Source organism: Pseudomonas sp. NCHU5216, assembly GCF_052156495.1.
Lineage (GTDB): Bacteria > Pseudomonadota > Gammaproteobacteria > Pseudomonadales > Pseudomonadaceae > Aquipseudomonas.
The window spans coordinates 16,871-43,252 of sequence record NZ_JBQLIX010000015.1; the positions used below are offsets into that span (position 1 = coordinate 16,871).

27 protein-coding genes are annotated in these 26,382 nt (G+C 65.6%); 16 read left to right on the forward strand and 11 right to left on the reverse strand.

All coding sequences use genetic code 11. The features are described 5' to 3' along the window. Positions 1-54: 54 nt before the first annotated feature. The 6 genes from hemC to rsd all read left to right on the forward strand — a co-directional run bounded on the left by hemC (position 55) and on the right by rsd (position 5,431). A complete protein-coding gene (gene hemC / locus ACSVIK_RS12640; RefSeq protein WP_442444660.1) occupies positions 55-993 on the forward strand; it encodes a hydroxymethylbilane synthase in 939 nt (312 codons plus the stop codon). After that, positions 990-1,763, forward strand: coding sequence for a uroporphyrinogen-III synthase (locus tag ACSVIK_RS12645; protein ID WP_442444661.1), 774 nt, complete (start codon positions 990-992; stop codon positions 1,761-1,763). The genes hemC and ACSVIK_RS12645 overlap by 4 nt, the downstream gene beginning before the upstream one ends. A gap of 12 nt (positions 1,764-1,775) precedes the next feature. Beyond that, positions 1,776-2,903, forward strand: a complete 1,128-nt coding sequence (locus ACSVIK_RS12650; protein WP_442444662.1) for a uroporphyrinogen-III C-methyltransferase — start codon at positions 1,776-1,778, stop codon at positions 2,901-2,903. Then, the gene (locus tag ACSVIK_RS12655; protein ID WP_442444663.1) at positions 2,900-4,147 is read left to right on the forward strand and encodes a heme biosynthesis HemY N-terminal domain-containing protein; all 1,248 of its coding nucleotides are present in this window, start codon (positions 2,900-2,902) and stop codon (positions 4,145-4,147) included. Before ACSVIK_RS12650 ends, ACSVIK_RS12655 begins: the two co-directional genes overlap by 4 nt. Positions 4,148-4,261: 114 nt before the next feature. Beyond that, positions 4,262-4,753 carry a disulfide bond formation protein B gene (locus tag ACSVIK_RS12660; protein WP_268180648.1) on the forward strand — a complete coding sequence of 164 codons (492 nt, stop codon included), beginning with the start codon at positions 4,262-4,264 and terminating at the stop codon, positions 4,751-4,753. A gap of 204 nt (positions 4,754-4,957) precedes the next feature. After that, the gene (rsd, locus tag ACSVIK_RS12665) at positions 4,958-5,431 is read left to right on the forward strand and encodes a sigma D regulator (protein WP_442444664.1); all 474 of its coding nucleotides are present in this window, start codon (positions 4,958-4,960) and stop codon (positions 5,429-5,431) included. Between the two features lie 16 nt (positions 5,432-5,447). On the opposite strand, the gene ACSVIK_RS12670 is transcribed toward rsd, so the two are convergent. Next, entirely contained in the window at positions 5,448-6,092 is a 645-nt protein-coding gene (locus ACSVIK_RS12670; RefSeq protein ID WP_442444665.1) for an FKBP-type peptidyl-prolyl cis-trans isomerase, read from the reverse strand. Positions 6,093-6,231: 139 nt separating this feature from the next. Here ACSVIK_RS12670 and ACSVIK_RS12675 point away from each other — a divergent pair, with 139 nt between their 5' ends. After that, a complete protein-coding gene (locus ACSVIK_RS12675; protein ID WP_442444666.1) occupies positions 6,232-7,137 on the forward strand; it encodes an AlgP family protein in 906 nt (301 codons plus the stop codon). Here ACSVIK_RS12675 and ACSVIK_RS12680 read toward each other — a convergent pair. After that, positions 7,134-7,577 carry a TIGR02444 family protein gene (locus ACSVIK_RS12680; RefSeq protein WP_442444667.1) on the reverse strand — a complete coding sequence of 148 codons (444 nt, stop codon included), beginning with the start codon at positions 7,575-7,577 and terminating at the stop codon, positions 7,134-7,136. The two genes, ACSVIK_RS12675 and ACSVIK_RS12680, sit on opposite strands and share 4 nt — an antisense overlap. Positions 7,578-7,615: 38 nt before the next feature. On the opposite strand from ACSVIK_RS12680, the gene ACSVIK_RS12685 reads away from it, so the two are divergent. From ACSVIK_RS12685 to ACSVIK_RS12710, 6 genes are all read left to right on the forward strand, one after another. Further along, positions 7,616-9,526 carry an ATP-binding cassette domain-containing protein gene (locus ACSVIK_RS12685; protein ID WP_442444668.1) on the forward strand — a complete coding sequence of 637 codons (1,911 nt, stop codon included), beginning with the start codon at positions 7,616-7,618 and terminating at the stop codon, positions 9,524-9,526. Beyond that, positions 9,523-10,074 (forward strand): mechanosensitive ion channel domain-containing protein, encoded by a 552-nt coding sequence (locus ACSVIK_RS12690; protein WP_442444669.1) that lies wholly within the window; start codon positions 9,523-9,525, stop codon positions 10,072-10,074. The genes ACSVIK_RS12685 and ACSVIK_RS12690 overlap by 4 nt, the downstream gene beginning before the upstream one ends. A gap of 63 nt (positions 10,075-10,137) precedes the next feature. Further along, a complete protein-coding gene (locus ACSVIK_RS12695; protein ID WP_442444670.1) occupies positions 10,138-10,770 on the forward strand; it encodes a LysE family transporter in 633 nt (210 codons plus the stop codon). Between the two features lie 131 nt (positions 10,771-10,901). Then, a complete protein-coding gene (locus ACSVIK_RS12700; RefSeq protein WP_442444671.1) occupies positions 10,902-12,791 on the forward strand; it encodes an FTR1 family protein in 1,890 nt (629 codons plus the stop codon). Positions 12,792-12,953: 162 nt separating this feature from the next. Continuing rightward, on the forward strand, positions 12,954-13,289 hold the full coding sequence (locus ACSVIK_RS12705) for an enhanced serine sensitivity protein SseB C-terminal domain-containing protein (protein ID WP_442444672.1): 336 nt from the start codon (positions 12,954-12,956) through the stop codon (positions 13,287-13,289). Positions 13,290-13,330: 41 nt separating this feature from the next. Beyond that, complete coding sequence (locus tag ACSVIK_RS12710) at positions 13,331-13,780, forward strand: YaiI/YqxD family protein (RefSeq protein WP_442444673.1); 450 nt, start codon at positions 13,331-13,333, stop codon at positions 13,778-13,780. Positions 13,781-14,043: 263 nt separating this feature from the next. Here ACSVIK_RS12710 and ACSVIK_RS12715 read toward each other — a convergent pair whose 3' ends face one another. Together ACSVIK_RS12715 and elbB are read right to left on the reverse strand one after the other, a co-directional pair. Continuing rightward, positions 14,044-14,511: a thioesterase family protein gene (locus ACSVIK_RS12715; protein ID WP_442444674.1), complete on the reverse strand. Its 468-nt coding sequence runs from the start codon at positions 14,509-14,511 to the stop codon at positions 14,044-14,046. Between the two features lie 210 nt (positions 14,512-14,721). Continuing rightward, entirely contained in the window at positions 14,722-15,381 is a 660-nt protein-coding gene (gene elbB / locus ACSVIK_RS12720) for an isoprenoid biosynthesis glyoxalase ElbB (RefSeq protein ID WP_442444675.1), read from the reverse strand. Between the two features lie 174 nt (positions 15,382-15,555). Between elbB and ACSVIK_RS12725 the strand changes: the two genes are divergently transcribed. Continuing rightward, on the forward strand, positions 15,556-16,800 hold the full coding sequence (locus ACSVIK_RS12725) for a sterol desaturase family protein (protein WP_442444676.1): 1,245 nt from the start codon (positions 15,556-15,558) through the stop codon (positions 16,798-16,800). On the opposite strand, the gene ACSVIK_RS12730 is transcribed toward ACSVIK_RS12725, so the two are convergent. Next, a complete protein-coding gene (locus ACSVIK_RS12730; protein WP_442444677.1) occupies positions 16,768-17,322 on the reverse strand; it encodes a DedA family protein in 555 nt (184 codons plus the stop codon). The genes ACSVIK_RS12725 and ACSVIK_RS12730 overlap by 33 nt on opposite strands. A 376-nt stretch (positions 17,323-17,698) precedes the next feature. Between ACSVIK_RS12730 and hemB the strand changes: the two genes are divergently transcribed. Further along, on the forward strand, positions 17,699-18,712 hold the full coding sequence (hemB, locus tag ACSVIK_RS12735; RefSeq protein WP_442444678.1) for a porphobilinogen synthase: 1,014 nt from the start codon (positions 17,699-17,701) through the stop codon (positions 18,710-18,712). 26 nt (positions 18,713-18,738) lie between these two features. After that, the gene (gene ppk1 / locus ACSVIK_RS12740; RefSeq protein WP_442444679.1) at positions 18,739-20,925 is read left to right on the forward strand and encodes a polyphosphate kinase 1; all 2,187 of its coding nucleotides are present in this window, start codon (positions 18,739-18,741) and stop codon (positions 20,923-20,925) included. 404 nt (positions 20,926-21,329) lie between these two features. Here the strand turns inward: ppk1 and ppx are convergent, their stop codons facing one another. The 6 genes from ppx to ACSVIK_RS12770 form a co-directional block, all read right to left on the reverse strand. After that, the gene (ppx, locus tag ACSVIK_RS12745; RefSeq protein WP_442444680.1) at positions 21,330-22,832 is read right to left on the reverse strand and encodes an exopolyphosphatase; all 1,503 of its coding nucleotides are present in this window, start codon (positions 22,830-22,832) and stop codon (positions 21,330-21,332) included. A gap of 98 nt (positions 22,833-22,930) precedes the next feature. Further along, on the reverse strand, positions 22,931-23,440 hold the full coding sequence (locus ACSVIK_RS12750) for an ureidoglycolate lyase (RefSeq protein ID WP_442444681.1): 510 nt from the start codon (positions 23,438-23,440) through the stop codon (positions 22,931-22,933). Further along, the gene (locus ACSVIK_RS12755) at positions 23,437-24,168 is read right to left on the reverse strand and encodes an amino acid ABC transporter ATP-binding protein (RefSeq protein WP_442444682.1); all 732 of its coding nucleotides are present in this window, start codon (positions 24,166-24,168) and stop codon (positions 23,437-23,439) included. Before ACSVIK_RS12755 ends, ACSVIK_RS12750 begins: the two co-directional genes overlap by 4 nt. Next, entirely contained in the window at positions 24,155-24,805 is a 651-nt protein-coding gene (locus ACSVIK_RS12760; protein WP_442444683.1) for an amino acid ABC transporter permease, read from the reverse strand. The genes ACSVIK_RS12755 and ACSVIK_RS12760 overlap by 14 nt, the downstream gene beginning before the upstream one ends. Beyond that, positions 24,802-25,467, reverse strand: a complete 666-nt coding sequence (locus ACSVIK_RS12765) for an amino acid ABC transporter permease (RefSeq protein ID WP_442444684.1) — start codon at positions 25,465-25,467, stop codon at positions 24,802-24,804. The genes ACSVIK_RS12760 and ACSVIK_RS12765 overlap by 4 nt, the downstream gene beginning before the upstream one ends. A 20-nt stretch (positions 25,468-25,487) precedes the next feature. Continuing rightward, complete coding sequence (locus tag ACSVIK_RS12770) at positions 25,488-26,273, reverse strand: transporter substrate-binding domain-containing protein (protein ID WP_442444685.1); 786 nt, start codon at positions 26,271-26,273, stop codon at positions 25,488-25,490. Between the last annotated feature and the right edge of the window lie 109 nt (positions 26,274-26,382).

Sequence of the window (26,382 nt, forward strand, 5' to 3'; positions counted from 1 at the left end):
AATCGGTATTGGAGCTTGCTATCATGGCGGCAATCCGTTTTCTGGAATTGCCCCATGCCCCGCGAAATCCGCATCGCCACCCGCAAGAGCGCCCTGGCCCTTTGGCAGGCCGAATACGTCAAAGCCCGTCTGGAACAGGCTCATCCCGGTCTGAAGGTCAGTCTGGTGCCCATGGTCAGCCGCGGCGACAAGCTGCTCGACGCGCCGCTGGCGAAGATCGGCGGCAAGGGGCTGTTCGTCAAGGAGCTGGAAACCGCGCTGCTGGAGAACGAGGCCGACATCGCCGTGCATTCGATGAAGGACGTGCCCATGGACTTCCCCGAAGGCCTGGGTCTTTACTGCATCTGCGAGCGTGAAGACCCGCGCGATGCCTTCGTCTCCAACACCCATGACAGCCTCGATGCGCTGCCGGCCGGCAGCGTGGTCGGCACCTCCAGCCTGCGTCGTCAGGCGCAACTGCTGGCGCGCCGGCCCGATCTGCAGATTCGTTTCCTGCGCGGCAACGTCAACACCCGTCTGGCCAAGCTCGATGCCGGCGAATACGACGCCATCATTCTCGCCGCTGCCGGGCTGATCCGTCTGGGCTTCGAGGAGCGCATTCGCTCCTCGATCAGCGCCGAGGACAGCCTGCCGGCCGGTGGCCAGGGCGCCGTGGGCATCGAGTGTCGTAGCGCCGACAGCGACGTGCAGGCCCTGCTGGCGCCGCTGCACCACCGCGAAACCGCCCTGCGCGTCACCGCCGAGCGGGCGCTGAACAAGCGCCTCAATGGCGGCTGCCAGGTGCCCATCGCCTGCTATGCCCTGCTCGAAGACGACCAGCTCTGGCTGCGTGGCCTGGTTGGCCAACCGGACGGTGGCTTGCTGCTGCGCGCCGAAGAGCGTGCTGCCAGCGGCGATGCCGAGGCACTTGGCGTGCGTGTGGCCGAGGCGCTGCTGGCGCAGGGGGCAGAAGACATTCTCAAGGCGGTATACGGCGAGGCCGGCCACCCGTGAGCGCCTGGCGCCTGCTGCTGACCCGCCCCGCCGAGGAGTGCGCGGCGCTGGCGCAGACGCTGGCCGCGCAGGGCATCGCCAGCCATTGCCTGCCCCTGCTGGCCATCGAGGCGCTGCCCGAAAGCGCCGAGCAGCACGCAACCTTCGCCGGCCTGCAGCGCTATTGTGCGGCGATCGTGGTCAGCAAGCCGGCGGCCCGCATGAGCCTGCAATGGCTCGCGCGCTACTGGCCGCAAGCGCCGACGACGCCCGCCTGGTTCAGCGTTGGCGCGGCCACCGCTGGCGTGCTCGCCGAGCAGGGGCTGCAGGTGCATTTCCCCGCCAGCGGTGATGACAGCGAAGCGCTGCTGGAACTACCGGCCTTGCAGCAGGCCATCGCCACCGCCGAGGCACCGCAGGTGCTGATCCTGCGTGGCGAAGGTGGCCGAGAATTTCTCGCCGAGCGCTTGCGCGGCCAAGGCGTCACGGTCGACTATCTGCCACTTTACCGGCGCACGCTGCCTTCATACCCCGCAGGTGAGCTGATGCGCTGTGTGCTGGCGGAACGCCTGAACGCCCTGATGGTCAGCAGTGGGCAGGGGCTCGAACATCTCCAGCAGCTTGCCGGGGGCGACTGGCCGAGGCTGGCTCGGCTACCCTTGTTCGTACCCAGCCCGCGTGTCGCAGAGCAAGCGCGCCGTGCGGGTGCAGAAATCGTTGTGGACTGTCGCGGTGCCAGTGCCGCGGCCTTGCAGGCAGCTTTGGAGCAGTTTCCGGCTGCCACCCTCTAGAAGGATGGATACGTGAGCGAAGCAGCCACCCCGAAACAACAAGATGAAACCTCGGCCAGCGCAGCCGTGAACACGTCCAGCAAACCGCCGGTGAAGGCGCCACGCAGTGGTGGCACGGGGCTCGCGGCCCTGGCCTTGCTGATCGGTCTGGGCGGAGCGGCTGCCGGTGGTTGGAGCCTCTGGCAACTGCAACAGATGCAGGGGCTGGAGCAACAGCAGGCGCAAGCGCTGCAACGCATGGCCGACGATAGCGAGCAACAGGTGGGCAAGGTGGCCCAGCGCCTCGACGCGCGCCTGGCCGAGCTGCCCAGTGCCAGCGAGTTGGACGAGCGTCGGCGCCTGCTGGCCAACCTGCAGAGCGATCAGCAGCGTCTCAGTCAGCGCCTGGAGTCCGTGCTCGATGGCAGTCGTCAGGACTGGCGCCTGGACGAGGCCGAGCACCTGCTGCGCCTGGCCACCCTGCGTCTGAGCGCCCTGCAGGACGTCGACAGTGCCGAGACGCTGGTGCAGACCGCCGATGACATCCTGCGGGATCAGAACGACCCGGCTGCCTTCGCCGCTCGTGAACAGCTCAGCCGTAGCCTGGAAGCCCTGCGTACCACGCAGCGCCCGGATCGGGTCGGCCTGTTCCTGCAACTGGCTGCCCTGCGTGAGCAGGCGGCCACCCTCAATCCGCTGGCGCCGACCCTGGAAGGGCAGGGCGACGTGCTCTCCGATCTGGCCGCCGAAGACAATGGCAGTGCCTGGTGGAGCGAGTGGCTGAAAAAACTCTCCGACTACTTCCGCATCGAGTTCGACGCCGACCGCAACGTGCGCCCGCTGCTCTCCGGGCAGAGCCTGGCGCAGGTGCGCCTGAGCCTGTCGCTGGCCCTGGAGCAGGCGCAATGGGCCGCGCTGCATGGGCAGAGCGGGGTGTACCGGCAGGCGCTGAAGCAGGCCGAGGAGATCCTCGACGCCCACTTCAACCTGGACAATCCCGACAGCCGTGCCCTGCTTCAGCGCTTCACCGAACTGGCCGACGCCCCCGTCGAGGTCAAGGTGCCGGATCTGAGCGAATCGGTCGATGCGCTGCAAGCCTATCTGCAACGCAAGCACGCCCAGCGTCGGCAGGGGGCCGCAGCGGCCGGGGAGGTGCAATGAAACGCCTGCTCTGGCTGCTCGTTCTGCTCGCCGTTGGCGCGGCGCTCTATCTGCTCAGCCTGGCCATCGAGGCCGACCCTGGCTACGTGCTGTTCGCCTACAAGGGCTTCCGCTACCAGTCCAGCCTGTGGGCCTTCCTCGGCCTCCTGCTGGTGGTGGTGCTGCTCTACTACCTGACCAAGGCGCTGCTGCGCCTGTTGCTCAACTCCACGCGCCTGGCCAATCCCTGGTCGCGCCTGCACCGTGAGCGGCGCGCTCGCCTGGCCTCCGAGCAAGGCATGCTGGATCTGGCCGAAGGGCGCTGGGCGCGCGCGCAACGGCAACTGAGCCGCGCTGCCGAGGCCTCCAGCCAGCCGCTGATGTATTACCTCGGCGCGGCGCGGGCAGCCGGCAAGCTCGGCCAGCACGAGCAGAGCGACGCACTGCTGGAAAAGGCCCTGCACGAGCAGCCTCGTGCCGAGCTGGCGATTGCCCTGACCCACGCCGAGCTGCAGCGCAACCGTGGTGACAGCGATGCCGCGCTGGAAACCCTGCAGGCCATGCGCGAGCGACACCCGGGGCACCACCTGGTGCTGCGTCAGTTACAGCGCCTGTACCTGCAGCGCCAGGACTGGTCGGCGCTGCTGAGCCTGCTGCCGGAGCTGCGCAAGGAGAAGGCGCTGCCGGCCGCCGAACTGGACGAGCTGGAGCGCGAAACCTGGCGTGGGCGCCTGGCTCAGGTTGGCGAGCAGGGGCTGGAGCAGGGCGAAACCGCGCTGCAGCCGCTGACCCAGGCCTGGAACCAGCTCTCCGCTGGCCTGCGTCATGACCCGGAACTGATCGCCACCTACGTCGAGCAACTGCGCCGTCTCGGTGCCCAGGAGGAGGCCGAGCAGGTGCTGCGTAGCGCGCTCAAACGCAGTTACGACAGCCGCCTGGCGCGTTTCTACGGGGTGTTGCGCGGCAGCGATCCGGCGCGCCAACTGGAATACGCCGAGGGCTGGCTGAAACAGCACCCGGACGATGCCGCGCTGCAACTGACCCTCGGCCGGCTGTGCCTGCAGAACCAGTTGTGGGGCAAGGCGCGCGATTATTTCGAGAGCAGCCTGCGTCTGCAGCGCCATCCGGAAACTTGCGCCGAGCTGGCACGCCTGCTGGCGCAGCTCGGTGACGTGGAGCGCAGCAATCAACTGCTGCTGGAAAGCCATGACCTGCTTCACCATGGCTTGCCCAACCTGCCACAGCCACGAGCTGCGGCGGGCTAACGGACGGAACGCTACTATCGCCTGACGAGCAGTGGTCTACTCTGCATGGGCGCCTTGAAAGGCGCCCATGCTTTCCTCTACCGTACGCGCTCGATTTTCCTCTTCGGAGTCACCATGCACTTGGCCAGTCCGCGTCCTCTGTTCTTCCTGGCGTTTCTCGGTTGCGTACTGCTCATGGCAGCGGCTCTGTATCTGGAGCATGTGGTGGGGCTCGAGCCTTGCCCGCTATGCATCGTCCAGCGCATCTGCGTGATCGCCTTCGGCCTGGTGTGCCTGGTGGCGGCGCTACATGGCCCTGGGCGTTTCGGGCAGCGCGTGTATGCGCTGCTGGCGCTGTTCTTCGCCCTCGCCGGGGCCGCCACGGCTGGTCGGCAGATCTGGCTGCAGAGCGTGCCACCGGAGCAACTGGAGGCTTGCCTGCCGGGGCTCGAGTACATGATCGAGGCCTTCCCCCTGCAGGAGATCGTCAGCAAGGTTTTCCGCGGTACGGCCGACTGCGCCGAGGTCAACTGGACACTGTTCGGCATGAGCATCCCGGAGTGGAGCCTGCTGGGTTTCATCGGCATGCTGGGGTTTGCCCTGTTTCAGTCGTTGCGCCGTAGCTGAGCCCGGGCTTGAGTCAAACGGGCGTATGAATTTTTCTCCCGGGGCGCCTTGAAGGCTGTCACTTTGCGGGCATAATCTGGCACGCGTGTACCGCAGGAGCGGCGCCTCGTTGCGTCGCTCCCCTCAATGCCATTTGCCGACAGACAAAGCGTCTCGGGAACGGGCGTACGACAGGCATTCGCGATAAGGGAAGTGAGGCTCACCATGCTTGAAAGTTGCCGCAACGCCCAGGAGCGCTGGGGAGGTGTGCACCAGTTGATCGACCGCTGGCTGCATGAGCGCCATGAACTGGTAAAGGCCTACAAGGGCCTGGTCGACACGCCGCCGAGTTCGGCTGTCAGCGCAGAGCGCCTGCACGGCTTCTGTGAATTGCTGGTCGACTATGTCTCGGCGGGGCATTTCGAGGTCTACGAGCAGCTCACCAGCGAGGCCAAGGCCTTCAATGATCGACGCGGCCTGGAGCTGGCCAAGCAGATCTACCCCCGTATCGAAGCCATCACCGAAGTCGCGCTGGCTTTCAATGATCGCTGCGATGGCAGCGGTGGTGAGGGTACCGGCGAGCTGCTGACCGAGTTGCAGCGTCTGGGGCCCCTGCTGCACGAGCGTTTCGAGCTGGAAGACTGCCTGATCGAGGTGCTGCATACCTCGCATCAGCAACAGGCCGCGGCACTGGCCTGAGGCTCGTCGGAGTGGCTCAGTTGGCCACGCCGAGCAGTTCCAGGTCGAAAACCAGCGGCGAATAGGGCGGTATCAGATCCCCCGCGCCTTCTTCCCCATAGGCCTGAGCCGATGGCACCACCAGGCGCCAGTGCGCGCCGACCGGCATCTGCAGCAGGGCGCTGCGCCAGCCGGCGATCAGGCTGTCGAGCCTGAACCACTGCGGTGTCTGGCTTTCGTCGAACAGGCTGCCGTCGGCTAGCTGGCCGCTGTAACGCACCTGCACACGGCTACGTGCCGTCGGCTTGGCGCCGCTGCCGGGCCGTACTTCGCTGACCAGCACGCCCCCCTCCAATACCCGTACACCCGGTTTGGCGCGCTCCTCGGCGAGGAAGCGCTGCTCGTCCTGCTGGGCCTTGGCATGGCGCTGCGGGTCTTGCGCCATGCGCGCTTCATGTTCTGCCAGCAGTCGTTCTATGCGCGCTTCGTCCAGCCTTAGTGGCTGGCCCGCGTAAGCCTGGCGCAGGCCTTCGATTAGCTGCGGCAGCGCCAGATCCGGCACCTCCTCGCGCAGGCGTTCACCCAGGCGGGCACCCAGGCTGTAGGCCAGGTCGTCTTGTGGCGTGGCGAATGCGAGTGGGCTGATGCACAGGCAAAATGCGGCGGCTAGGGCGCGGCTCATGACAGGGTCTCCAATCCGGTTGCGGTGATTATGCCAGCGCCGGATGCAGCCCGATGCCCTGTCGGGAAGAAAAGGCCTATGGCAGGGGCGAACGCCTGAGTCTAGTATGGGCGCTTCTACATCCGCTCGGAGGCGCGTCATGTCGGCCAAGAAGAAGTCCATCAGCACCCCTTTGCACCTGCTTCATCAGCTGTCCGGTAGCTTGCTCGATCACCTGGAAAATGCCTGCTCGAAAGCCCTGATCGATGCCGAGAAACTCCTCGCCAAGCTCGAGAAGCAGCGCGGCAAGGCCCAGGAAAAACTGCACAAGGCACGCGGCAAGTTGCAGGATGCCGCCGTGGCCGGCAAAGCCAAGGCGCAAGCCAAGGCCAAGGATGCAGTTGCCGAGCTCGAAGAGCTGCTCGACACCCTCAAGGTGCGTCAGAGCGAGACCCGTGCCTATATCGCCGAGCTCAAGCGTGACGCCCAGGAAAGCCTGAAGCTGGCTCAGGGCGTGGGCAAGGTGAAGGAAGCTGCCGGCAAGGCGCTCGAAGCGCGTGACGCGTCGGCAGCCAAACCGGCTGCGGCGAAGAAGCCTGCTGCTGCCAAGACCCCGGCTGCCCGCAAGCCTGCCGCCCGGCCAGCAGCGCCGAAGGCCGCCGCCAAACCGGCCCCGGCCAAAGCACCTGCCAAGCCGGTAGCGAGCAAGCCAGCCGCTAAACCAGCCGCGAGCAAGCCGGCGGTAGCCAAGGCCCCGGCTAAACCGGCCGCCAGCAAAACCGCGGCAGCCAAGCCAGCCGCCAACAAGCCAGCCGCCAAACCGGCTGCCAGCAAGCCTGCTGCCAAACCGGCAACCGCCAAACCGGCCGCTGCCAAACCCGCGGCGGCCAAGCCGGCAACCGCTGCCAAGCCAGCCACGGCGAAGAAGCCGGTCGCTGCGAAAGCGCCCGTGAAGAAAGCCCCGGCCAAGCCTGCTGCCGCCAAGCCCGCCGCTGCACCGGCCGCGCCCGTGGCGCCTGCCGCTGACAACGGAGCCGCTGCTGCGAATACCCCCAGCGCGTCCTAAGGCGAGCCTGCAGCGCCGCGTACTATCTGCAGCGCGGCGCTGCTTTCCCCAGTCAGGCGCGCGAGCCAATCGTCTTCGCCTGCCTCTTCGGGCCATTTCTCTGCCAGCGCCTGCAAGCGTTCGAGCAGCACCCGTTCGGCCTGCAATTCCAGTCTCTTGACCTGTTCGCGCAGGGCGGCCAGCTCGGCATCCTCACGGGCGGCGGTTCGCCATTGGTGACGTAGTTGCCGCAGCGGGGCGACCACGTCGCGCTGCAAGGGGCCGGCCAACTCGCGCAATGCTGCCAGGCGCTCGTCCAGGCAGCGCACGCCGCGCTTCTGCAACCAGGCGCCGGCAAGCAGCAGGCAGACGTCGCTGCCTGTTTCCTGCAATTGCAGGCAGGCCTGTTCCACGCCGGGTCTGGCGTAGAGTTCGAGTGCGAAATTCCACAGATCCTGCACGCGGCCTCCAGGGCGATTTGCTAGACTCCGCCGCCATTATGATCCGACTCCAGAACCTCACTCTACAGCGTGGTCCGCAACGCCTGCTCGAAGGCGCCGAGCTGACCCTGCACGCCGGCCAGAAGGTCGGCCTGATCGGTGCCAATGGCGCCGGCAAATCCAGCCTGTTCGCCCTGCTGCGCGGCGAGCTCGGCCCCGATGCCGGCGACTGCCAGCTACCGCCGGACTGGCGTATCGCCCACATGCGCCAGGAGGTGGACAACCTCGAACGCCTGGCGGTGGACTACGTGCTCGACGGCGACGTGCACCTGCGCGCCATCCAGGCCGAACTGGCCAAGGCCGAGGCCGCCCATGACGGCAGCGCCATCGCCCGCCTGCACAACGAACTGGACAACGCCCAGGGCTACAGCGCCGACTCGCGAGCGCGTAAGCTGCTGGCCGGCCTGGGTTTCACCAGCGAGCAGATGGACAGGCGCGTCGGCGATTTCTCCGGTGGCTGGCGCATGCGCCTGAACCTGGCGCAGGCGCTGATGTGCCCGTCCGAGCTGCTGCTGCTCGACGAGCCGACCAACCACCTCGACCTCGACGCCATCCTCTGGCTCGAGGAGTGGCTCAAGGGTTACCCCGGCACCCTGCTGCTGATTTCCCACGACCGCGATTTCCTCGATGCCGTGGTCGACCACGTGGCACACCTGGAACAGCAGAAGCTGACCCTCTACCGTGGCGGTTACTCGGCCTTCGAGCGCACCCGCGCCGAACGCCTGGCGCAGCAGCAGCAGGCTTACGAGAAGCAGCAGGCGCAGCGCGCGCACATGGAAGACTTCATTCGCCGCTTCAAGGCCAAGGCGACCAAGGCGCGCCAGGCGCAGAGTCGGATCAAGGCGCTGGAGCGCCTGGAAGAGCTGGCTCCGGCCCATGTCGACTCGCCCTTCGATTTCGTCTTCCGCGAGGCGGACAAGGTCTCCAGCCCGCTGCTCAATCTGTCCGAGGCGCGCCTGGGCTACGGCGACAAGGTTGTGCTGGAGAAGGTCAAGCTGAGCCTGGCGCCCGGCGCGCGCATCGGCCTGCTCGGCCCCAACGGTGCGGGTAAATCGACCCTGATCAAGACCCTGGCCGGCGATCTCGCCGTGCTGGGCGGTGAACTGGCTCGTGGCGAGAACCTGGCCATCGGCTACTTCGCCCAGCATCAGCTCGATGCCCTCGACCCCAAGGCCAGCCCGCTGTTGCACCTGCAGCGCCTGGCACCGAGCGAGCGCGAGCAGACCTTGCGCGATTTCATCGGCGGTTTCGATTTCCGTGGCGATCGCTGCGACGAGCCGGTACTGAATTTCTCCGGTGGCGAGAAGGCGCGCCTGGCCCTGGCGTTGATCGCCTGGCAGAAGCCCAACCTGTTGCTGCTCGACGAGCCGACCAACCACCTCGACCTGGAAATGCGCCTGGCCCTGACCCTGGCGCTGCAGGAATTCGCCGGCGCGGTGCTGGTGGTCTCCCACGACCGTCACCTGCTCAAGAGCACCACCGACGAGTTTCTGCTGGTGGCCGATGGGCGCATCCAGCCGTTCGAGGGCGACCTGGATGACTACGCACGCTGGTTGATCGACTTCCGTGCCCGCCAGCAGCCGGTCAGCGCTCCTGTTGGAAGTGCCGAGAAGACCGACAAGCGCGCCCAGCGCCAGGCTGCTGCCGCGCTGCGCCAGCAACTGGCGCCGCACAAGAAGCAGGCCGACAAGCTCGAACAGGAGCTGGGCAAGGTGCAGGAAAAGCTCGCCGCCGTGGAAACCCAGTTGGGCGATAGTGGCCTGTACGAGTCCGCGCGCAAGGACGAACTGCGCCAGCGCCTGGCCGAACAGACACAGCTCAAGGCGCGTGAAGCCGAACTGGAGGAAGCCTGGCTGCTGGCGCTGGAAACCCTGGAGGCGCTGCAGCAACAGTTGGAGGAAGCCGAATGATCGAGCAAGCGGATCTGCTGCACTGGCTCGCCACCTGGCGCGAGCCGCTGATTCGTACCGGCCAGGTGCTGTTGATCATCCTCTTGGCCTGGCTGGCGCAGCGCATCCTGACCCGCGCCATCAGCCGCCTCGGCGAGCGCTACAGTCTGCTGCCGCAGGAGGTGCTGCTGCCGCTGCGTGGTCTGGTGCGCTGGCTGATCATGGGCAGCGCCCTGCTCATGGTGCTGGAGCGCCTGGGGGTGTCGGCAACGGTACTGTGGACGGCGCTGACCGGCTTCACCGCCGTCGCCGCGGTGGCCTTCTTCGCCATCTGGAGCGTGCTGTCGAACATGTTCTGCGCGCTGCTGATCTTTACCATGGGGCCGTTTCGCATGGGCGATACCGTGGAAGTCATCGAGAGTGCCGACAAGCCCGGCGTGAAGGGCCGAGTCATCGCCATCAACCTCTTCTACACCACCCTGCAGGACGTCAGCGAAGAGGGCGCCGGGGCCTTGTTGCAGGTACCCAACAGCCTGTTCTTCCAGAAGTCGGTACGACGCTGGCGCTGAGTGCGGCGGCAGGAGTAGGCTGTAGCGCTCGTCTACCGCTTCAGCTCCCAGAGGTACTGCATCATGGCCATGGAAACCTGGCTCGCCTTCTTCGTCGCTTGTTGGGTCATCAGCCTGTCGCCGGGCGCCGGTGCCGTGGCTTCGATGTCTGCCGGTCTGCAGTATGGCTTCTGGCGTGGCTACTGGAATGCCCTGGGCCTGCAACTGGGCCTGGCCCTGCAAATCGCCATCGTCGCCGCTGGCGTGGGCGCCATTCTCGCCACCTCGGCTTTGGCCTTCAGCGTGATCAAGTGGTTCGGTGTGGTCTATCTGCTGTTTCTCGCCTACAAACAATGGGCCGCCTTGCCCAGCGAGCTGGATGCCGGTACCACCGAGCGCCCCATCGGCCGGCCGCTGACACTGGTGCTGCGTGGCTTCCTGGTCAATGCCAGCAATCCCAAGGCCATCGTCTTCATGCTCGCCGTACTGCCGCAGTTCCTCGATCCCCATGCACCGCTGCTGGCGCAGTATCTGGTGATGGGCGTGACCATGATCGTCGTCGACCTGATCGTCATGGCGGGCTATACCGGCCTCGCCTCGCGTGTACTGCGGGCGCTGCGCACGCCGCGTCAGCAACGGATGATGAATCGCAGCTTCGCCGCCCTCTTCGCAGCAGCGGCCGGCCTGCTGGCAACGGTCAAGCGCGCCGCCGTCTGACGCACCCGCGCTTGCTCGATCCTTTCGGAGCGAGCGGGCAGCCTGTTACCAAATATTTCAGATTTTTCTTGTCTGCGCAGGGCAGGCCGGCAACAATTTAATGCCATCCATTCGCGTTTCGGAATGCATTGATGAGTCGTTATCTTTCCCTGTTGCCCTGCCTGTTGCTTTCCATCCTGGCATTCAGCAGTTTCTCCGTTCAGGCCGAGTCGCCCGATGCAGCCGCCCAGGCCCTGCACCTGCTCGGTTATATCGGCGCCGACTACCCGGCCACGGTGGCCGACGGTCAGGTGCTCGACGCGGGCGAATACCGCGAGCAACTGGAGTTTCTCGGCGTGCTGCAAGGCCTGGTGGCTGGATTGCCGGCCAAGGCCGAGCGCGGCGAGCTGGAACAGGGCATCGCCGCGCTGCAGCAGGCGGTGCAGCAGCATCAGCCGGGCGAGCAGGTGGCCCAGCAGGCACGCAAGCTCAGCGCGCGCCTGGCCGAGCTGTATCAGGTGGCGCAGACGCCGGCCATCACCCCCGACCCCGAACGCGGCGCGCCGCTCTATGCCCAGCATTGCTCGGTGTGCCATGGCGATAGCGGCGCCGGCGATGGCCCGGCTGGTATCGGCCTGGAGCCGCCGCCCTCCAACCTGCGCGATGCCGCGCGGATGGATCGGCTGAGCCTGTACGACCTCTACAACACCCTGGGCCTGGGTATCGAAGGCACCGACATGCCGTCCTTCGCCGACCAGTTGGATGATCGCCAACGTTGGGACCTGGCCGCCTATATCGCCGGTTTCAGCGCCGCCCCGGCGCAGGGCAAGAAAGCGTTCGACATGGCCGATCTGGCCGGGCGCACGCCGGCGGAGATTGCCGCAGCCGGTGGCGATGTCGCGGCTTTCCGGGCTCAGCGTGCCCACCCGACCGTGCAGCAGCGTGGCCCGCAGCAGTTGATCGGACACACGCGCAGTACCCTCGAACGCAGCCTGCAGGCCTACCGTGACGGTCATGTCGAGCAAGCCTACGACCTGTCTGTCGGCGCCTATCTGGAAGGCTTCGAGCTGGTCGAAGGGGCGCTGGACAACCTCGATGCGGCACAGCGCAAGACCACCGAGAAGGCGCTGATGGCCTACCGCCAGGCCATCCAGGACGGTGCCAGTGTCGCTCAGGCCGCCCAGGCGCTGGAGCTGGCGCGGGTGCAGCTGGACAAGTCGGCGGCCCTGCTCGAAGGCGGTGCGATGAACGCCTCGCTGAGCTTCTTCTCCAGCCTGCTGATCCTGCTGCGTGAGGGGCTGGAAGCCATTCTGGTGCTGGCAGCGATTCTCGCCTTCCTGCGCAACACCGGGCAGCAGCAGGCGGTGCGCAGCGTGCACATCGGTTGGGGCCTGGCGTTGCTGGCCGGGGTCGCTACCTGGGCGGTGGCGGCCTACGTCATCGATGTCAGCGGCGCGCAGCGCGAATTGCTCGAAGGCGTGACCGCGCTGTTCGCCAGCGTGGTGCTGCTGTGGGTCGGGGTGTGGATGCACGATCGTCGTCATGCCGCTGCCTGGCAGGACTACATCAAGAGCAGCCTGGTCGGCGGCGGTGGTCGCTTCGGCTTCGCCGTGCTGGCGTTCTTCTCGGTGTACCGCGAGCTGTTCGAGGTCATCCTGTTCTACGAAACCCTCTGGCTGCAGGCCGGCCCAGCCGGACACGGCGCAGTGCTGGCCGGTGCCGGCGCTGCACTGGTGGCGCTGCTCGGCCTGGCCTGGGTGATCCTGCGCGGCTCGCGCAAGCTGCCGCTGGCCACCTTCTTCGGTGCCAATGCCGTGCTGCTGTGCGTGCTCTCGGTGGTGTTCGCCGGCCATGGCGTGGCCGCCTTGCAGGAGGCTGGCGTGCTGGGTACACGGCCGGTGCCGTTCTTCGACTTCGATTGGCTGGGCATTCATGCCGATGCCTGGAGCCTCTCGGCCCAGGGCCTGGCACTGTTGGGTATCGCGCTGCTCTATGGGCGTAGCCGCCTGAACGAGCGGCGTCGTCTGATCGCCCAGGGCTGACTGAGGGAAGGTTCCGCTGGGGCGAATTCGCAGCTCGTGAATTCGCCCCGCTGGCAAGGCGCTGGGTTTTGGGACTATCGTCGCAAAAGAGCGTGAACCGGCTCCGCGACAACTTGTCTGATAGCGCTTAGGCTGATTCCAATTCTTCTGCCGAGTGCCCGCATGTCCTCCACGATTTCCTCCACTCACTACGCCGACAGCCCTGATCTGGCGGTCGCTCCCCTGCGTCACCCCACCCTGGAGCGGGCGCTGGCCAGTGCCTGTGCCCAGCTCAAGGTTCGGCAAGCCTACCTGGCCGCCTTGCGCGATCCGGCCATCGGCCCGCAGCCGCGGCTGCTGCTGGCGGTTTCCGGTGCTGACGTACAGGGTCAGCGGCGTCTGGCTGCCCAGGTGGCCGAGCTGCTGCCGGATGAAGTCGAGCTGGATCTGATCGAGCTGAGCGAGGACAACCTGTCGCGCGCCGTGCGCGAGCGCTGCCAGCCGTTCTACAGCGCCTGAGCTGGCATACTGGCCACTGGTTTTCTGGTCGAAGGTGCTCCATGCGCGTATGGATAGATGCCGACGCCTGTCCTCGGGCGGCGCGGGATCAGGTGGTCAAGTTCGCCCTCAAACGGGGTTTCGAGGTGGTGCTGGTGGCTGGTCAGGCCGTCGCCCGGCCCAACTTCGCCTGCGTGAAACTGGTGGTGGTACCGAGCGGCCCGGATGCGGCGGACGATCATCTGGTCGAACATGCCATGCCTGGCGAGCTGGTGATCTGCAGCGATGTGCCGTTGGCCGACCGCCTGGTGAAGAAGGGCGTGGCGGCGCTGGATCCACGCGGCCGCGAATTCGACGAGCGCAACATGGGCGAGCGTCTGGCGGTGCGCAACCTGTTCACCGATCTGCGTGAGCAGGGGCAGGTCGGCGGTGGTCAGGCGCCGTATGCGGAAAAGGATCGCCAGGCCTTCGCCAATGCCCTGGATCGGATCCTGACGCGGTTGAGTCGCTAGGCCACTGATTGCCCCTGGGGCAAGACGAACCGTAGGGGCGAGCTCTGCTCGCGAATCTTGCGGGGTAAGCGCTTCGCGAGCAGAGCTCGCTCCTACAGACCCATCTCAGCCACGCAGGTAGGCGCCTACAGATGCCAGTTGGCGGGAGTTTTGGGCGTGAGTCGTGGTGCAGGACTCGTCATGGCCCGGCGGACTGTTCGCTGGCGCTACGAGCGGCCGGCGTCCCGGTCCGCCCTACGCTCTCGCATGAAATTCGGGAGTCGCTAGCCACACAGATAGGTGCCGGTGCCCACGGCAACCAGCACGCCTTCGTCGTTGTGCAGCTCCATGCGGATCACCGCCACCTTGTTGCCGGCACGCAGCGGCATGGCGGTGGCGATGAAGGTCTGGCCACGGCCGGGGCGCAGGTAGTCGATGCGCAGGTCGATGGTGCCCAGCTTGGACAGCTTGCTCATGCGCTCCGCTGGCGGCAGGTGCTGGTGGTTGGCGAACGCGCCGATCAGGGCCATGGCGCCGCCGCAGACATCCAGCAGCGACGAGATCACTCCGCCATGCAGGATGCCGTGAACGAAGTTGCCGATCAGCTCCGGTTTCATCGGCAGGCGCATGCACACCTGCTCTTCGCTCAGGCCCTCGATCTCGATGCCGAGCAACCGGTTGAAGGGAATGCGCTGGAAGAAGGCGATCACCGCCTGTTGCAGATCGGCATCGAGGGTGAAGGCATGGGGCATGGTCGTGGCTCCGCGAACGCTCCCTTGCACGCTGCCGCAGCCCGGCAGCTTTGGCCAGAGGCACTGCCGGAGTGCCCTGGCCAATGGCCGGATCGGCGTATGCGGTTCGTCGCGGGGGAGAAGCGAGTTCATCCGCGATCTTCTCGGGCATCGAGCCAGAGCCTTGCGCGGATCAACCCGCTGCTACGACCAATGCGCTGCCTGGTCCATTCAGTGGTGGGCCAGTTCCAGCACGCGGTCGACCAGCTTGTTGATGCCCGACGCAGCCTCGGCGATGGACTGGGCGAGCATATAGGCTGGGGTGGTGACCAGCTTGCGCGCTGTGTCTTCGACGATCTCGTCCACGGCACACTCATGGTGCTCGGCACCCATCTGGGTCATGGCGGCTGCGGTGTCGTGGTCATTGCCGATGGTGCAGACCACGCCGGCACCGAAGATCTTCGCCGCCAGCGCCGGGGCAATGCAGATCAGGCCGACCGCCTTGCCGGCGTCGACGAAGGCCTTGCAGGCGGCCAGTACGTCGGGCTGCACGCTGCAACCGGCGCCATGGGTGGCAAAGTCGGAGAGGTTCTTCGCCACGCCGAAGCCGCCCGGCAGGATCAACGCGTCGAAGTCGGCGACATGCAGTTCCTTGACGTCCTTGATGTTGCCACGGGCAATGCGCGCCGATTCCACCAGCACGTTGCGTGTCTCGTCCATCTCGTCGCCGCTGTAGTGATCGACCACGTGCAACTGCGCCACGTTGGGGGCGAAGCATTGCACCTGGGCGCCACGCTGATCGAGGCGCAGCAGGGTGATCACGCTTTCGTGGATCTCGGCGCCATCGTAGACGCCGCAGCCGGACAGAATCACTGCCACTTTCTTGCTCATGGTCGAACTCCTGAAGATCGCGCGCCCGATGCAGGCGCGCTGGTTGTCAGTCAAAGGGTGCGCTGTCGCCAAATGCCACTTGTACTGTCACCTGGTGACGCGAACCCGCACGGCAGGTCGCATAGGATGAATATCAGCCCAATCCCGGCACAAGTACAACAACGTGGCGCAGTCATGAATTACATCCTCTATGCAGTGCCTTTCTTCTTTCTGCTCATCGCCCTGGAGCTGCTGGCCGACCGCCTGCGCGGCCTGCGTACCTATCGCCTGGCCGACGCCCTGAGCAGCCTCGGCGCCGGCGTGCTGTCCCAGGCCACGGGGCTGTTGACCAAGGTGGTGGGCCTGCTCACCTACGCCTTCGCCTGGGAACACCTGGCGCTGTTCCCGCTCGCCGAAAACAGCCTGTGGGTGTGGCTCGTCGCCTTCGTCCTCTACGACTTCTGCTACTACTGGAACCATCGCCTGGGTCACGAGCGCAACGTGCTCTGGGCCGCCCATGTGGTGCACCACCAGAGCGAGGACTACAACCTCTCCACCGCTTTGCGCCAGACCAGCACCGGCTTTCTCTTCAGTTGGCTGTTCTACCTGCCGCTGGCCGTGCTTGGTGTGCCGCCGCTGGTGTTCGTCTCGGTGGCGGCGCTGAACCTGCTCTATCAGTTCTGGGTGCATACCCGCCATATCCCCAAGCTGGGCTGGTTCGAGTGGCTGTTCATCACGCCCTCGAACCACCGGGTGCATCATGCGCAGAATCCTATCTACATGGATCGCAATTACGGCGGAGTGTTCATTGTCTGGGATCGTCTGTTCGGCACCTTCCAGGAGGAGCTGGACGAGCATCCGGTGGTGTTCGGGGTGACCGTGCCATTGGCCAGCTGGAACCCGCTGTGGGCCAATCTGCAGGTGTATGCCGGGCTCTGGCACGACGCGCGGCGAGCCCAGTCCTGGTGGGATCGGTTGCGCATCTGGTTCATGCCCACCGGCTGGCGACCGGCCGACGTGGCGGCGCGTTATCCGCAGGCCAAGCCCGACCTCGGCCAGTTCCGCAAGTACGAGGTGCCGCTGGGCATTGGCGCGCAGGTTTACGCCCTGCTGCAGTTCGCCTGCTACCTGCTGGCCGGCGTCTGGCTGCTGGGCCAAGGTGACGCGCTATCGCTGAGCGCCGCGCTGCTGGGCTGTGCCTGGATTGCCCTGGGCCTTTACAGCATGGGCGTCTGGTTGGAGAACCGTGGCTGGGCGCTGCGTCTGGAATGGCTGCGCCTGGCGCTCAACCTGCCAGCCTTGTGGCTGGCCGAGCGTCTGGCCATGCTGACGCCGGATGTCACTGCCTGGGGCTGGCTGGCCGTCTACAGCCTGGCCAGTCTGTTTGGTATCTGGCTGGCGCGTCGTTCAGCCGCGCCGGCGCTGACGCCATCGGTATAGCCAGGCCAGGGCGAGCAGCAGCGCCACGGCCGCCAGCAGCAGAATCTGATAGTGATGCAGCTCTTCGAGCAGGCCGCCCATGGCGTTGCCCAGGTTGTAGGCCAGCAGGCTGATGCCGCCAGCCCAGGCGCCCGCGCCGATGGCGTCGAGCAGCAGGTAGCGGCGCCAGGAATAGCCGGACAGGCCGATGGTCAGCGGCATCACCGTGCGCAGGCCATAGAGAAAGCGAAAGGACAGCACCCACAGATCCGGGTAGCGCTGGATCAACGCGCTGGCACGGTCGCCCAGCGGCTGCCAGCGAGGCTTGCGCGCCAGCAGGGCGCGGCCATGGCGACGCCCCAGGTAGTACCAGAGCTGATCGCTGGCGAAGGCGCCGAGGAAGGCGCACAGCGCTACCCATTGAATGTCCAGCAGGTCGCGCACGGCCATGTAAGCGGCCAGCAGCAACGAGACCTCGCCCTCGAGAAAGGTGCCAAGTACCAGCGCCGGGTAACCGAACTGCTGTATCAGGTCATGTAGCATGTGCTGCGCTCATGGAGGGGGTGATGCAGACTACTCCGACCGCGAAGAGCCCGGAAGGTGGCGTGACGTGTAACAATGGGCCACTGCCCGTGCGACGCGCCGTCGCATGCGGTCATTCGATCGTCATCAAATGGTCATAATGCTCGTAGAACCTATTCACGATCTGCTGCGCGTCGGCCCTGCTGCGTCAAGGACAGGCTGGAATGCTCCTGTGTCAGGGCTCCGCCGTCCGATTCGCTGACGCTCGTCCTTCGCGCCAGCCTCTGGCTGTGCCTTGCGTTGGTCGTTGCGTCCTGCCTAGTGCTAGCTCGCGAAATCGTGAACAGGGTCTATAACCTGTCACACTGGCCCGCTGCTGCGGGCTCTGGAGTCTGCCGTGAGTGTTACCCCCGCCAACCGCCTGTTCCCCGCCACTCGCCTGCGTCGCAACCGTCGCGATGAGTTTTCCCGCCGCCTGGTGCGCGAGAACCGCCTGAGCGTCGACGACCTGATCCTGCCGGTCTTCGTCCTCGACGGCGACAATCGCCGCGAGAGCGTGCCGTCGATGCCGGGCGTGGAGCGCCTGTCCATCGACCTGCTGCTCAAGGAAGCCGAGCACTGGGTGGAGCTGGGCATTCCGGCGCTGGCGCTGTTCCCGGTCACGCCGCTGGAGAAGAAATCCCTTGATGGCAGTGAGGCCTGGAACCCGGACGGCATCGCCCAGCGCGCGATCCGTGCGCTGCGGGCGAAATTCCCCGAATTGGGGGTGATCAGCGATGTGGCCCTCGACCCCTTCACCACCCACGGTCAGGACGGCATCCTCGACGAAGACGGCTACGTGCAGAACGACATCACCGTCGATGCCCTGGTCAAGCAGGCGCTGTCCCATGCCGAGGCCGGTGCTCAGGTAGTGGCACCATCGGACATGATGGACGGGCGCATCCAGGCCATCCGCGAGGCCCTGGAACTGGCCGATCACGTCAACGTGCGCATCATGGCCTACTCGGCCAAGTACGCCAGCGCCTACTACGGCCCGTTCCGCGATGCCGTCGGCTCGGCCGCCAATCTCGGCAAGGGCAGCAAGAACACCTATCAGATGGACCCGGCCAATGGCGACGAGGCGCTGCATGAAGTGGCCGCCGACCTCGCCGAAGGCGCCGACATGGTCATGGTCAAACCGGGCATGCCCTACCTGGACATCGTCTGGCGCGTGAAGGAGGCCTACAAGGTGCCCACCTTCGCCTATCAGGTCAGTGGCGAATACGCCATGCACATGGCCGCCATCGGCAACGGCTGGCTGAGCGAGGCGGTGATCCTCGAGTCGCTCACCGCCTTCAAACGTGCCGGTGCCGATGGCATCCTCACCTATTTCGCCGTGCGTGCGGCAGAACTGTTACAACAGGGGCGATGACGCCCTCAGGAACCGGAACCCAACCGATGAATACCGAAGGACTCAACAGCGAAGCACTCGACAGCAACAACCCGGCTCCCGTGGAGGTGGTCGCCGAACCACCCGTGGTGGAAACCCCGCCGCCGCCACCCGTGCCTGGCCTGGATGACAGCAGCCTGTACATCCACCGCGAGCTGTCGCAACTGCAGTTCAACATCCGCGTGCTGGAGCAGGCGCTGGATGAGTCCTACCCCTTGCTGGAACGCCTGAAGTTCCTGCTGATCTTTTCCAGCAACCTCGACGAGTTCTTCGAGATCCGCGTCGCCGGCCTGAAGAAGCAGATCAACTTCGCCCGCGAGCAGGCCGGCGCCGACGGCCTGCAGCCGAACCAGGCGCTGGCGCGCATCAGCGAGATCGTCCACGAGCAGGTGGAGCGCCAGTACGCCATCCTCAACGACACCCTGTTCCCGGCGCTGGCCAAGCAGGGCATCACCTTTATCCGCCGGCGTTACTGGACGACCAAGCTCAAGACCTGGGTACGGCGTTACTTCCGTGACGAGATCGCGCCGATCATCACCCCCATCGGTCTCGACCCGACTCACCCCTTCCCGCTGCTGGTGAACAAGAGCCTGAACTTCATCGTCGAGCTGGAAGGCGTCGATGCCTTCGGCCGTGACTCGGGGCTGGCCATCATCCCGGCGCCGCGCTTGCTGCCGCGGGTGATCCGCGTGCCGGAGGAAGTGGGTGGCCCGGGTGACAACTTCATCTTCCTGTCGTCGATGATCCACGCCCATGCCGACGACCTGTTCCCCGGCATGAAGGTCAAGGGCTGCTACCAGTTCCGCCTGACCCGTAACGCCGATCTGTCGGTGGACGCCGAGGATGTCGAAGACCTGGCCCGCGCTCTGCGTGGCGAACTGTTCTCGCGGCGCTATGGCGATGCGGTGCGTCTGGAGGTGGTCGACACCTGTCCGAAACACCTGAGCGACCACCTGCTCAAGCAGTTCGGCCTGACCGAGAACGAGCTGTACCAGGTCAACGGCCCGGTCAACCTGACCCGCCTGTTCTCCATCACCGGTCTCGACAGTCATCCTGAACTGCAGTACACGCCGTTCACCCCGGTGATCCCCAAGCCGCTGCAGAACGCCGAGAACATCTTCAGCGTGGTCAGCAAGCAGGACATCCTCCTGCTGCACCCCTTCGAGTCCTTCACTCCGGTGGTCGACCTGCTGCGCCAGGCCGCCAAGGATCCGCACGTCCTGGCGATCAAACAGACCCTGTACCGCTCCGGGGCCAACTCGGAGATCGTCGACGCCCTGGTGGAAGCGGCGCGTAACGGCAAGGAAGTCACCGCGGTGATCGAGCTGCGTGCGCGCTTCGACGAGGAATCCAACCTGGCTCTGGCCAGCCGCCTGCAGGCCGCCGGTGCCGTGGTGATCTACGGGGTGGTGGGGCTCAAGACCCACTCCAAGATGATGCTGATTCTGCGCCGCGAGAACGGCGAGATTCGCCGCTACGCCCACCTCGGCACCGGCAACTACCACGCCGGCAACGCCCGCCTGTATACCGACTACAGCCTGCTCACCGCCGACGTGGCATTGGGCGAGGACGTGGCTAAGCTGTTCAGTCAGCTCATCGGCATGGGCAAGACCCTGCGCATGAAGAAGCTGCTGCACGCGCCCTTCACCCTGAAGAAGACCCTGCTCGACCTGATCGCCAAGGAAACCGCCGCTGCGGCCGAAGGCAAGCCGGCGCACATCATCGCCAAGTTCAACTCGCTGACCGACCCCAAGGTGATCCGCGCGCTGTACAAGGCCAGCCAGACCGGGGTGAAGATCGAACTGGTGGTGCGTGGCATGTGCTGCCTGCGTCCTGGGGTGCCGGGGGTGTCGCACAATATCCAGGTGCGCTCGATCATCGGCCGCTTCCTCGAACACACGCGGGTCTACTACTTCCTCAATGGCGGTGACGAGCTGGTCTACCTGTCCAGTGCCGACTGGATGGAGCGTAACCTCGACAAGCGCGTGGAGACCTGCTTCCCGGTGGAAGGCAAGAAGCTCATCACTCGCGTCAAGAAGGAGCTGGAGGCCTACCTGACCGACAACACCCAGGCCTGGGTGCTGCAGTCCGACGGCCGCTACGTGCGCCAGCAACCCACCGGCAACCAGAACTCGCGCAATGCCCAGGGCAGCCTGATGGAAAAGCTCACCGCGCCAGTGCTGGTGACACGATAAAAGCGGCTGCGAGCAGCCTTCTGATGACCCTCTCCCGCTTGCGGGAGAGGGTGGCCGTAGGCCGGGAGAGGGCATAGAGGTGCCATAGCCCTTCTCCCGCTTGCGGGGCGAAGACGCGCCTTTTTGAAAGCACTGCTTCCTGCGCCGATGAGCGCCTGATCGCTGGCGATCAGGCCGGGGCGCGGAGCGGGGTGCCCGAAGGGCGGGAGAGGGTGTGAAAGGCCGCGTGCTGTGGCTCTTTGAAGGCGCACATCTTCCTGCGCCAATGCTCGATCGCTCACCAACCCGCGCGGCATCGCTTGCTGATAACGGCGGGCGGCGGGTTTCCTCCGTCCTGCGCTTACTGCCCGAGTCCCGGTGCGCGCGGCGCACCCTACGGGGACTGATTCTGACTCAGAAGGTGATCAGCACACGCTCAGCGTCAGGTCGATGCGCTTGAGCCACTCCGCCTCGGCCTCGAAGTCCGCCTGGGTCAGCGGGTTGGCTGCCAGCCAGCCTTCGGGGAAGCGAATCTCCAGGCCATTTTCCGTTGCCTTGAACTGCACCTGCGGCATGTCCTGGGTGCCCCGGATGTGGTGGAACAGGATGGCGAAGCGCAGCAGTACGCACAGGCGCATCAGCTTCACGCCTTCCTCGCCGAACTCGGCGAACTTGTCCTTGGGGATATTGCGCCGGTGGCCGCGCACCAGCAGCGCGAGCATCTGCTGATCCTGGCGGGAGAAACCGGCCAGGTCGGAGTGTTCGATCAGGTAGGCGCCGTGCTTGTGGTACTGGTAGTGGGCAATGTCCAGGCCTACCTCGTGCACCTTGGCGCCCCAGCTCAGCAGCTCGCGGTGCCAGTCGTCGTTCAGGCTCCAGTCGGCGGCTACCTTGTCCAGTGCCGAGAGCGCCTTGGCCTCGACCCGTGCGGCCTGATCCACGTCGACGTGATAGCGCTCCATGAAGGCCGCCAGGGTGCGCTCGCGCACGTCCTCGTGCTGATGACGGCCGAGCAGATCATAGAGCACACCTTCGCGCAGGGCGCCTTCGGAATGGCTCATGCGCTGGATTTCGCAGGCATCGAAGATGGCTTCGAGAATCGCCAGGCCGGCGGGGAAGATGCTGCGGCGATCCGGCTTGATGCCGTCCAGCTCGATCTTCTCCACCTCGCCCAGCTTGAACAGCTTGCGCTTGAGCCAGGCCAGGCCCTCGACCGTGACCTCGCCATTGCCCAGGCCGGCCGCCTTGATCGCCAGGCCGATGGCCTTGATGGTGCCGGAGGCGCCCACGGCATCTTCCCAGCCGAGACGGCGCAGGCCCTGCTCGATGCCCATGAGTTCCAGGCGGGCGGCGGTGTAGGCCTGGGCATAGCGTGCCGGGGTGATCTTGCCGTCCTTGAAATAGCGCTGAGTGAAGCTCACGCAGCCCATCTGCAGGCTCTCGCGCAGCAGCGGCTCGAAGCGCTGGCCGATGATGAACTCGGTGCTGCCGCCGCCAATGTCGGCCACCAGGCGCTTGCCGGGAGTATCGGCAATGCTGTGGGACACGCCCAGGTAGATCAGGCGTGCTTCCTCACGCCCGGAAATCACCTCGACCTGGTGGCCGAGAATCTCCTCGGCGCGGCGGATGAACTCGGCGCGGTTGCGCGCTTCGCGCAGGGCGTTGGTGCCGACGATGCGCACCGCGCCTTCCGGCAGGCTGTTGGTGAACTGGGCGAAACGGCGCAGGCAGTCCAGGCCGCGCTGCATGGCTTCCTCGCTGAGCTGACGCTCATCGTCCAGGCCGGCAGCCAGTTGTACCTTGTCGCCGAGGCGTTCGAGGATACGAATCTCATGGTTGTCGGCCTTGGCCAGCACCATATGAAAACTGTTCGAGCCCAGGTCGATGGCGGCGATCAGAGGGAAATTCTCGGCGGGGGCTTGGGGCATGATGACGGCATCTCGTTCGATAACGGCGCCATCCTGCCACGACTGAGCGCATGAGCCAACGCATTCGGATGTCGCAGGAATCTGGTCTAGACCTGTGATTACCCGAGGTTCAGTGCTTGAAGGGGCTGCTTCAGCACCTGCTCGTCGCAGTTGTTTCCTGCGCCGCCACGGTCGACCACGAGGAAGCGGCCGGGGTATTCCAGGCACAGCAGCGGGTGGTGCCAGGTGCCACGGGCGTAGTTGACGCCCTGATCCGGTGCGCTGATGAAGGCGCGGATCTGCGACTCGTCCAGCTCGCCGGGCGGGGCGACGACGATCAGCATGCGGCTGCCATCCACCGGGTAGAAGGCCTGGCTGCCCAGCGGGTGGCGTTCGAGCATGGCGATGGTGATGGGCGCGTGCCAGGCCTTGCCCTCGAAGATGTTCACCAGGGGGCGTGGCGCCTCGCCGGCCAGCTCCACCTGCGCCAGGTCGTGGTAGCGCGTGGTGGTACCGGCGTTGATCGGAAAGGCCTTGGCGCCTGCCGTTTCGATCACCTCGCCGAAGGGGGCGAAGGCTTCGCGGGTCAAGGCCTCGATGCGCAGCGGTAGGGGCGTCAGCGCGTTCACAGGTTCACCGAGCCTATGAAGTTGCGCAGCTCTTCGGTTTGCGGGGCGGCGAACAGTTCCTTGGGATCGCCGATCTCGTGCACCTTGCCCTGATGCATGAACACCAGCTTGTCGCCGACTTCGCGGGCGAAGCGCATCTCGTGGGTGACCATGATCAGAGTCATGCCCTCGCTGGCCAGTTGCTTGACCACCGCCAGTACCTCGTTGACCAACTCCGGGTCGAGCGCCGAGGTGATCTCGTCGCACAGCAGCACCTTGGGTGACATGGCCAGGGCGCGGGCGATGGCCACGCGCTGCTGCTGGCCGCCGGACAGGCGTTCGGGATAGGCGTCGAACTTTTCGCTCAGGCCGACGCGGTCGAGCATCTGCCGGGCGATCTTCTCGGCCTCGCTGCGTGGCGTCTTCTTCACCACCTGCGGTGCCAGCATGACGTTCTCGCCAACGGTCAGGTGCGGGAACAGGTTGAACTGCTGGAACACCATGCCGACCTTCTGCCGCAGGCTGCGCAGGTCGGCGCGGGCAGCGTCGATGTATTCGCCGTCCACTTCGATCACGCCTTCGTCGATCGATTCCAGGCCGTTGAGGGTGCGCAGGAAGGTGCTCTTGCCCGAGCCGCTGCGGCCGATGATGGCGACCACTTCGCCTTCCTCCACCTTGAGGTCGATGCCCTTGAGCACGTGGTTGTCGCCGTAGTGCTTGTGCAGGGCGGTGACGTTAAGCAGTGACATTCAGCCTCCTTTCCAGGCGGTATGCAGCGAGCGAGAGCGGGTAGCAGAGCAGGAAGTAACCGAGGGCGACGAAGCCGTAGACCATGAACGGCTCGAAGGTGGCGTTGGCCAGCATGCTGCCGGTCTTGGTCAGCTCGGTGAAGCCGATGATCGAGGTCACTGCGGTGCCCTTGACCACCTGCACGGAGAAGCCGACGGTGGGCGCCACGGCGATGCGCAATGCCTGTGGCAGCACGACGTGGTGCAGGGTTTCCAGGCGGCTCATGGCCAGGCTTTCGGCGGCCTCCCACTGACCGCGACTGATCGACTCGACGCAGCCGCGCCAGATTTCGGCGAGAAAGGCGCTGGTGAACAGGGTCAGCGCCGTGGCCGCAGCCAGCCAGGGCGACACGTCGACGCCGAGCAGGGCGATGCCGAAGAACACCAGAAACAGTTGCATCAAAAGCGGCGTGCCCTGGAACAGTTCGATATAGCCGCGGGCGAGAATGCGTGGCGCCGACAGTGGCGACAGGCGAGCCAGCAGCACCAGCAGCCCGGCGATGCCGCCACAGACGAAGGCCACCAGCGACAGCAGCAAGGTCCATTGCAGGCCGGTGAGCAGGTTGCGCAGGATGTCCCAGAGGGTGAAGTCCATCAACGGGCTCCCATGATGAAGCGACGGCCGACCCAGGCCAGCAACTGACGAATGAGGATGGCCATGAGCAGATACAGCGCGGTGGTGATCAGGTAGGTCTCGAAAGCGCGGAAATTGCGCGACTGGATGAAGTTGGCGGCGAACGACAGCTCCTCGGTGGAAATCTGCGAGCACACCGCCGAACCGAGCATGACGATGATGATCTGGCTCGACAGCGCCGGCCATACCTTGCCCAGCGCCGGGCGCAATACCACGTGGCGGAAGATCTCGAAGCGGTTCATGGCCAGTGCCGAGGCCGCTTCGAGCTGGCCATGGGGGATGGCCTGGATGCCGGCACGGATGATCTCCGTGGAATAGGCGCCGAGGTTGATCACCATGGCCAGCGCGGCGGCCTCCCACTCGCCCAGGCGCACGCCGAGCGAGGGCAGGCCGAAGAAGATGAAGAACAACTGGACGATGAACGGCGTGTTGCGGATCAGCTCCACGTAGACACCGAAGATGCGGTCGAACGGGCGGATGCGCCAGGCGCGCAGTATCGCCCCGACGATGCCGAGACCGACCCCCAGCAGGGTGCCGATCGCCGTCAGGCCGAGGGTGAAGGCCGCACCCTGCAGCAGCAGGTCGCTGTGCTGCAGGACGGCGGCGAAGTCGAACTGGTACGCCATGGCTCAGATCCCCGCGCGGCTCAGAGGTCGGCCGGCAGCGGTTGCTTCAACCACTTCTGGCTGATCGCGTCGAGGCTGCCGTCGGCCTTGGCGGCGGCGATGATGGCATTGACCTTGGCCAGCAGGGCGGCCTGATCCTTGTTCACGCCGACGTACACCGGCGAATCCTTGAGCTTGAGTTTCAGGCTCGGCATACGCTTGGGGTTCTTCTCGGAGATGGCCACCATTACCACGTTGCCGCTGGCGATCAGATCGACCTGGCCGGACAGGTAGGCGGCGATGGTCGAGTTGTTGTCCTCGAAGCGCTTGATGGTGGCGCCTTGCGGGGCGACCTTGCTCAGTTCGATGTCCTCGATCGAGCCACGGGTGACGCTGATGGTCTTGCCGGCCAGGTCATCGAGGCTAGCGATGCTGGCGTCCTCCGGGCCGAACACGCCGAGGTAGAACGGGGCGTAGGGCGCGGAGAAGTCGATCACCGCTTCACGCTCGGGGTTCTTGCCGAGGCTGGAGATCACCAGATCCACCTTGCCGGTGGTGAGGAAGGGGATGCGGTTGGTGCTGTTGACCGGCGTCAGCTCCAGCTTTACCGCCAGCTTGTCGGCCAGCAGTTGCGCGGTGTCGATATCCAGGCCGCGCGGCTTGAGATCCGGGCCGACCGAGCCGAAAGGCGGAAAATCCTGCGGTACGGCGACTTTCAATACGCCGGCCTTGCCGATGTCTTCGAGGGCATCGGCGTGAACGGTGCTGGCGCCGAAGGCCAGTGCGGCGAACAGGGTGCCCAGCAGGGTGCGGTGGATTTTGCGCATGTCGATCTCCCCAGGTATGAACTGAAAATTCAGCTTTTCGGTTTGGCGGAGGCATTGCATCGCCTGTGCCAAGTCCAACGAAAATGAGGGTTCTGTCGATGCGTATGCG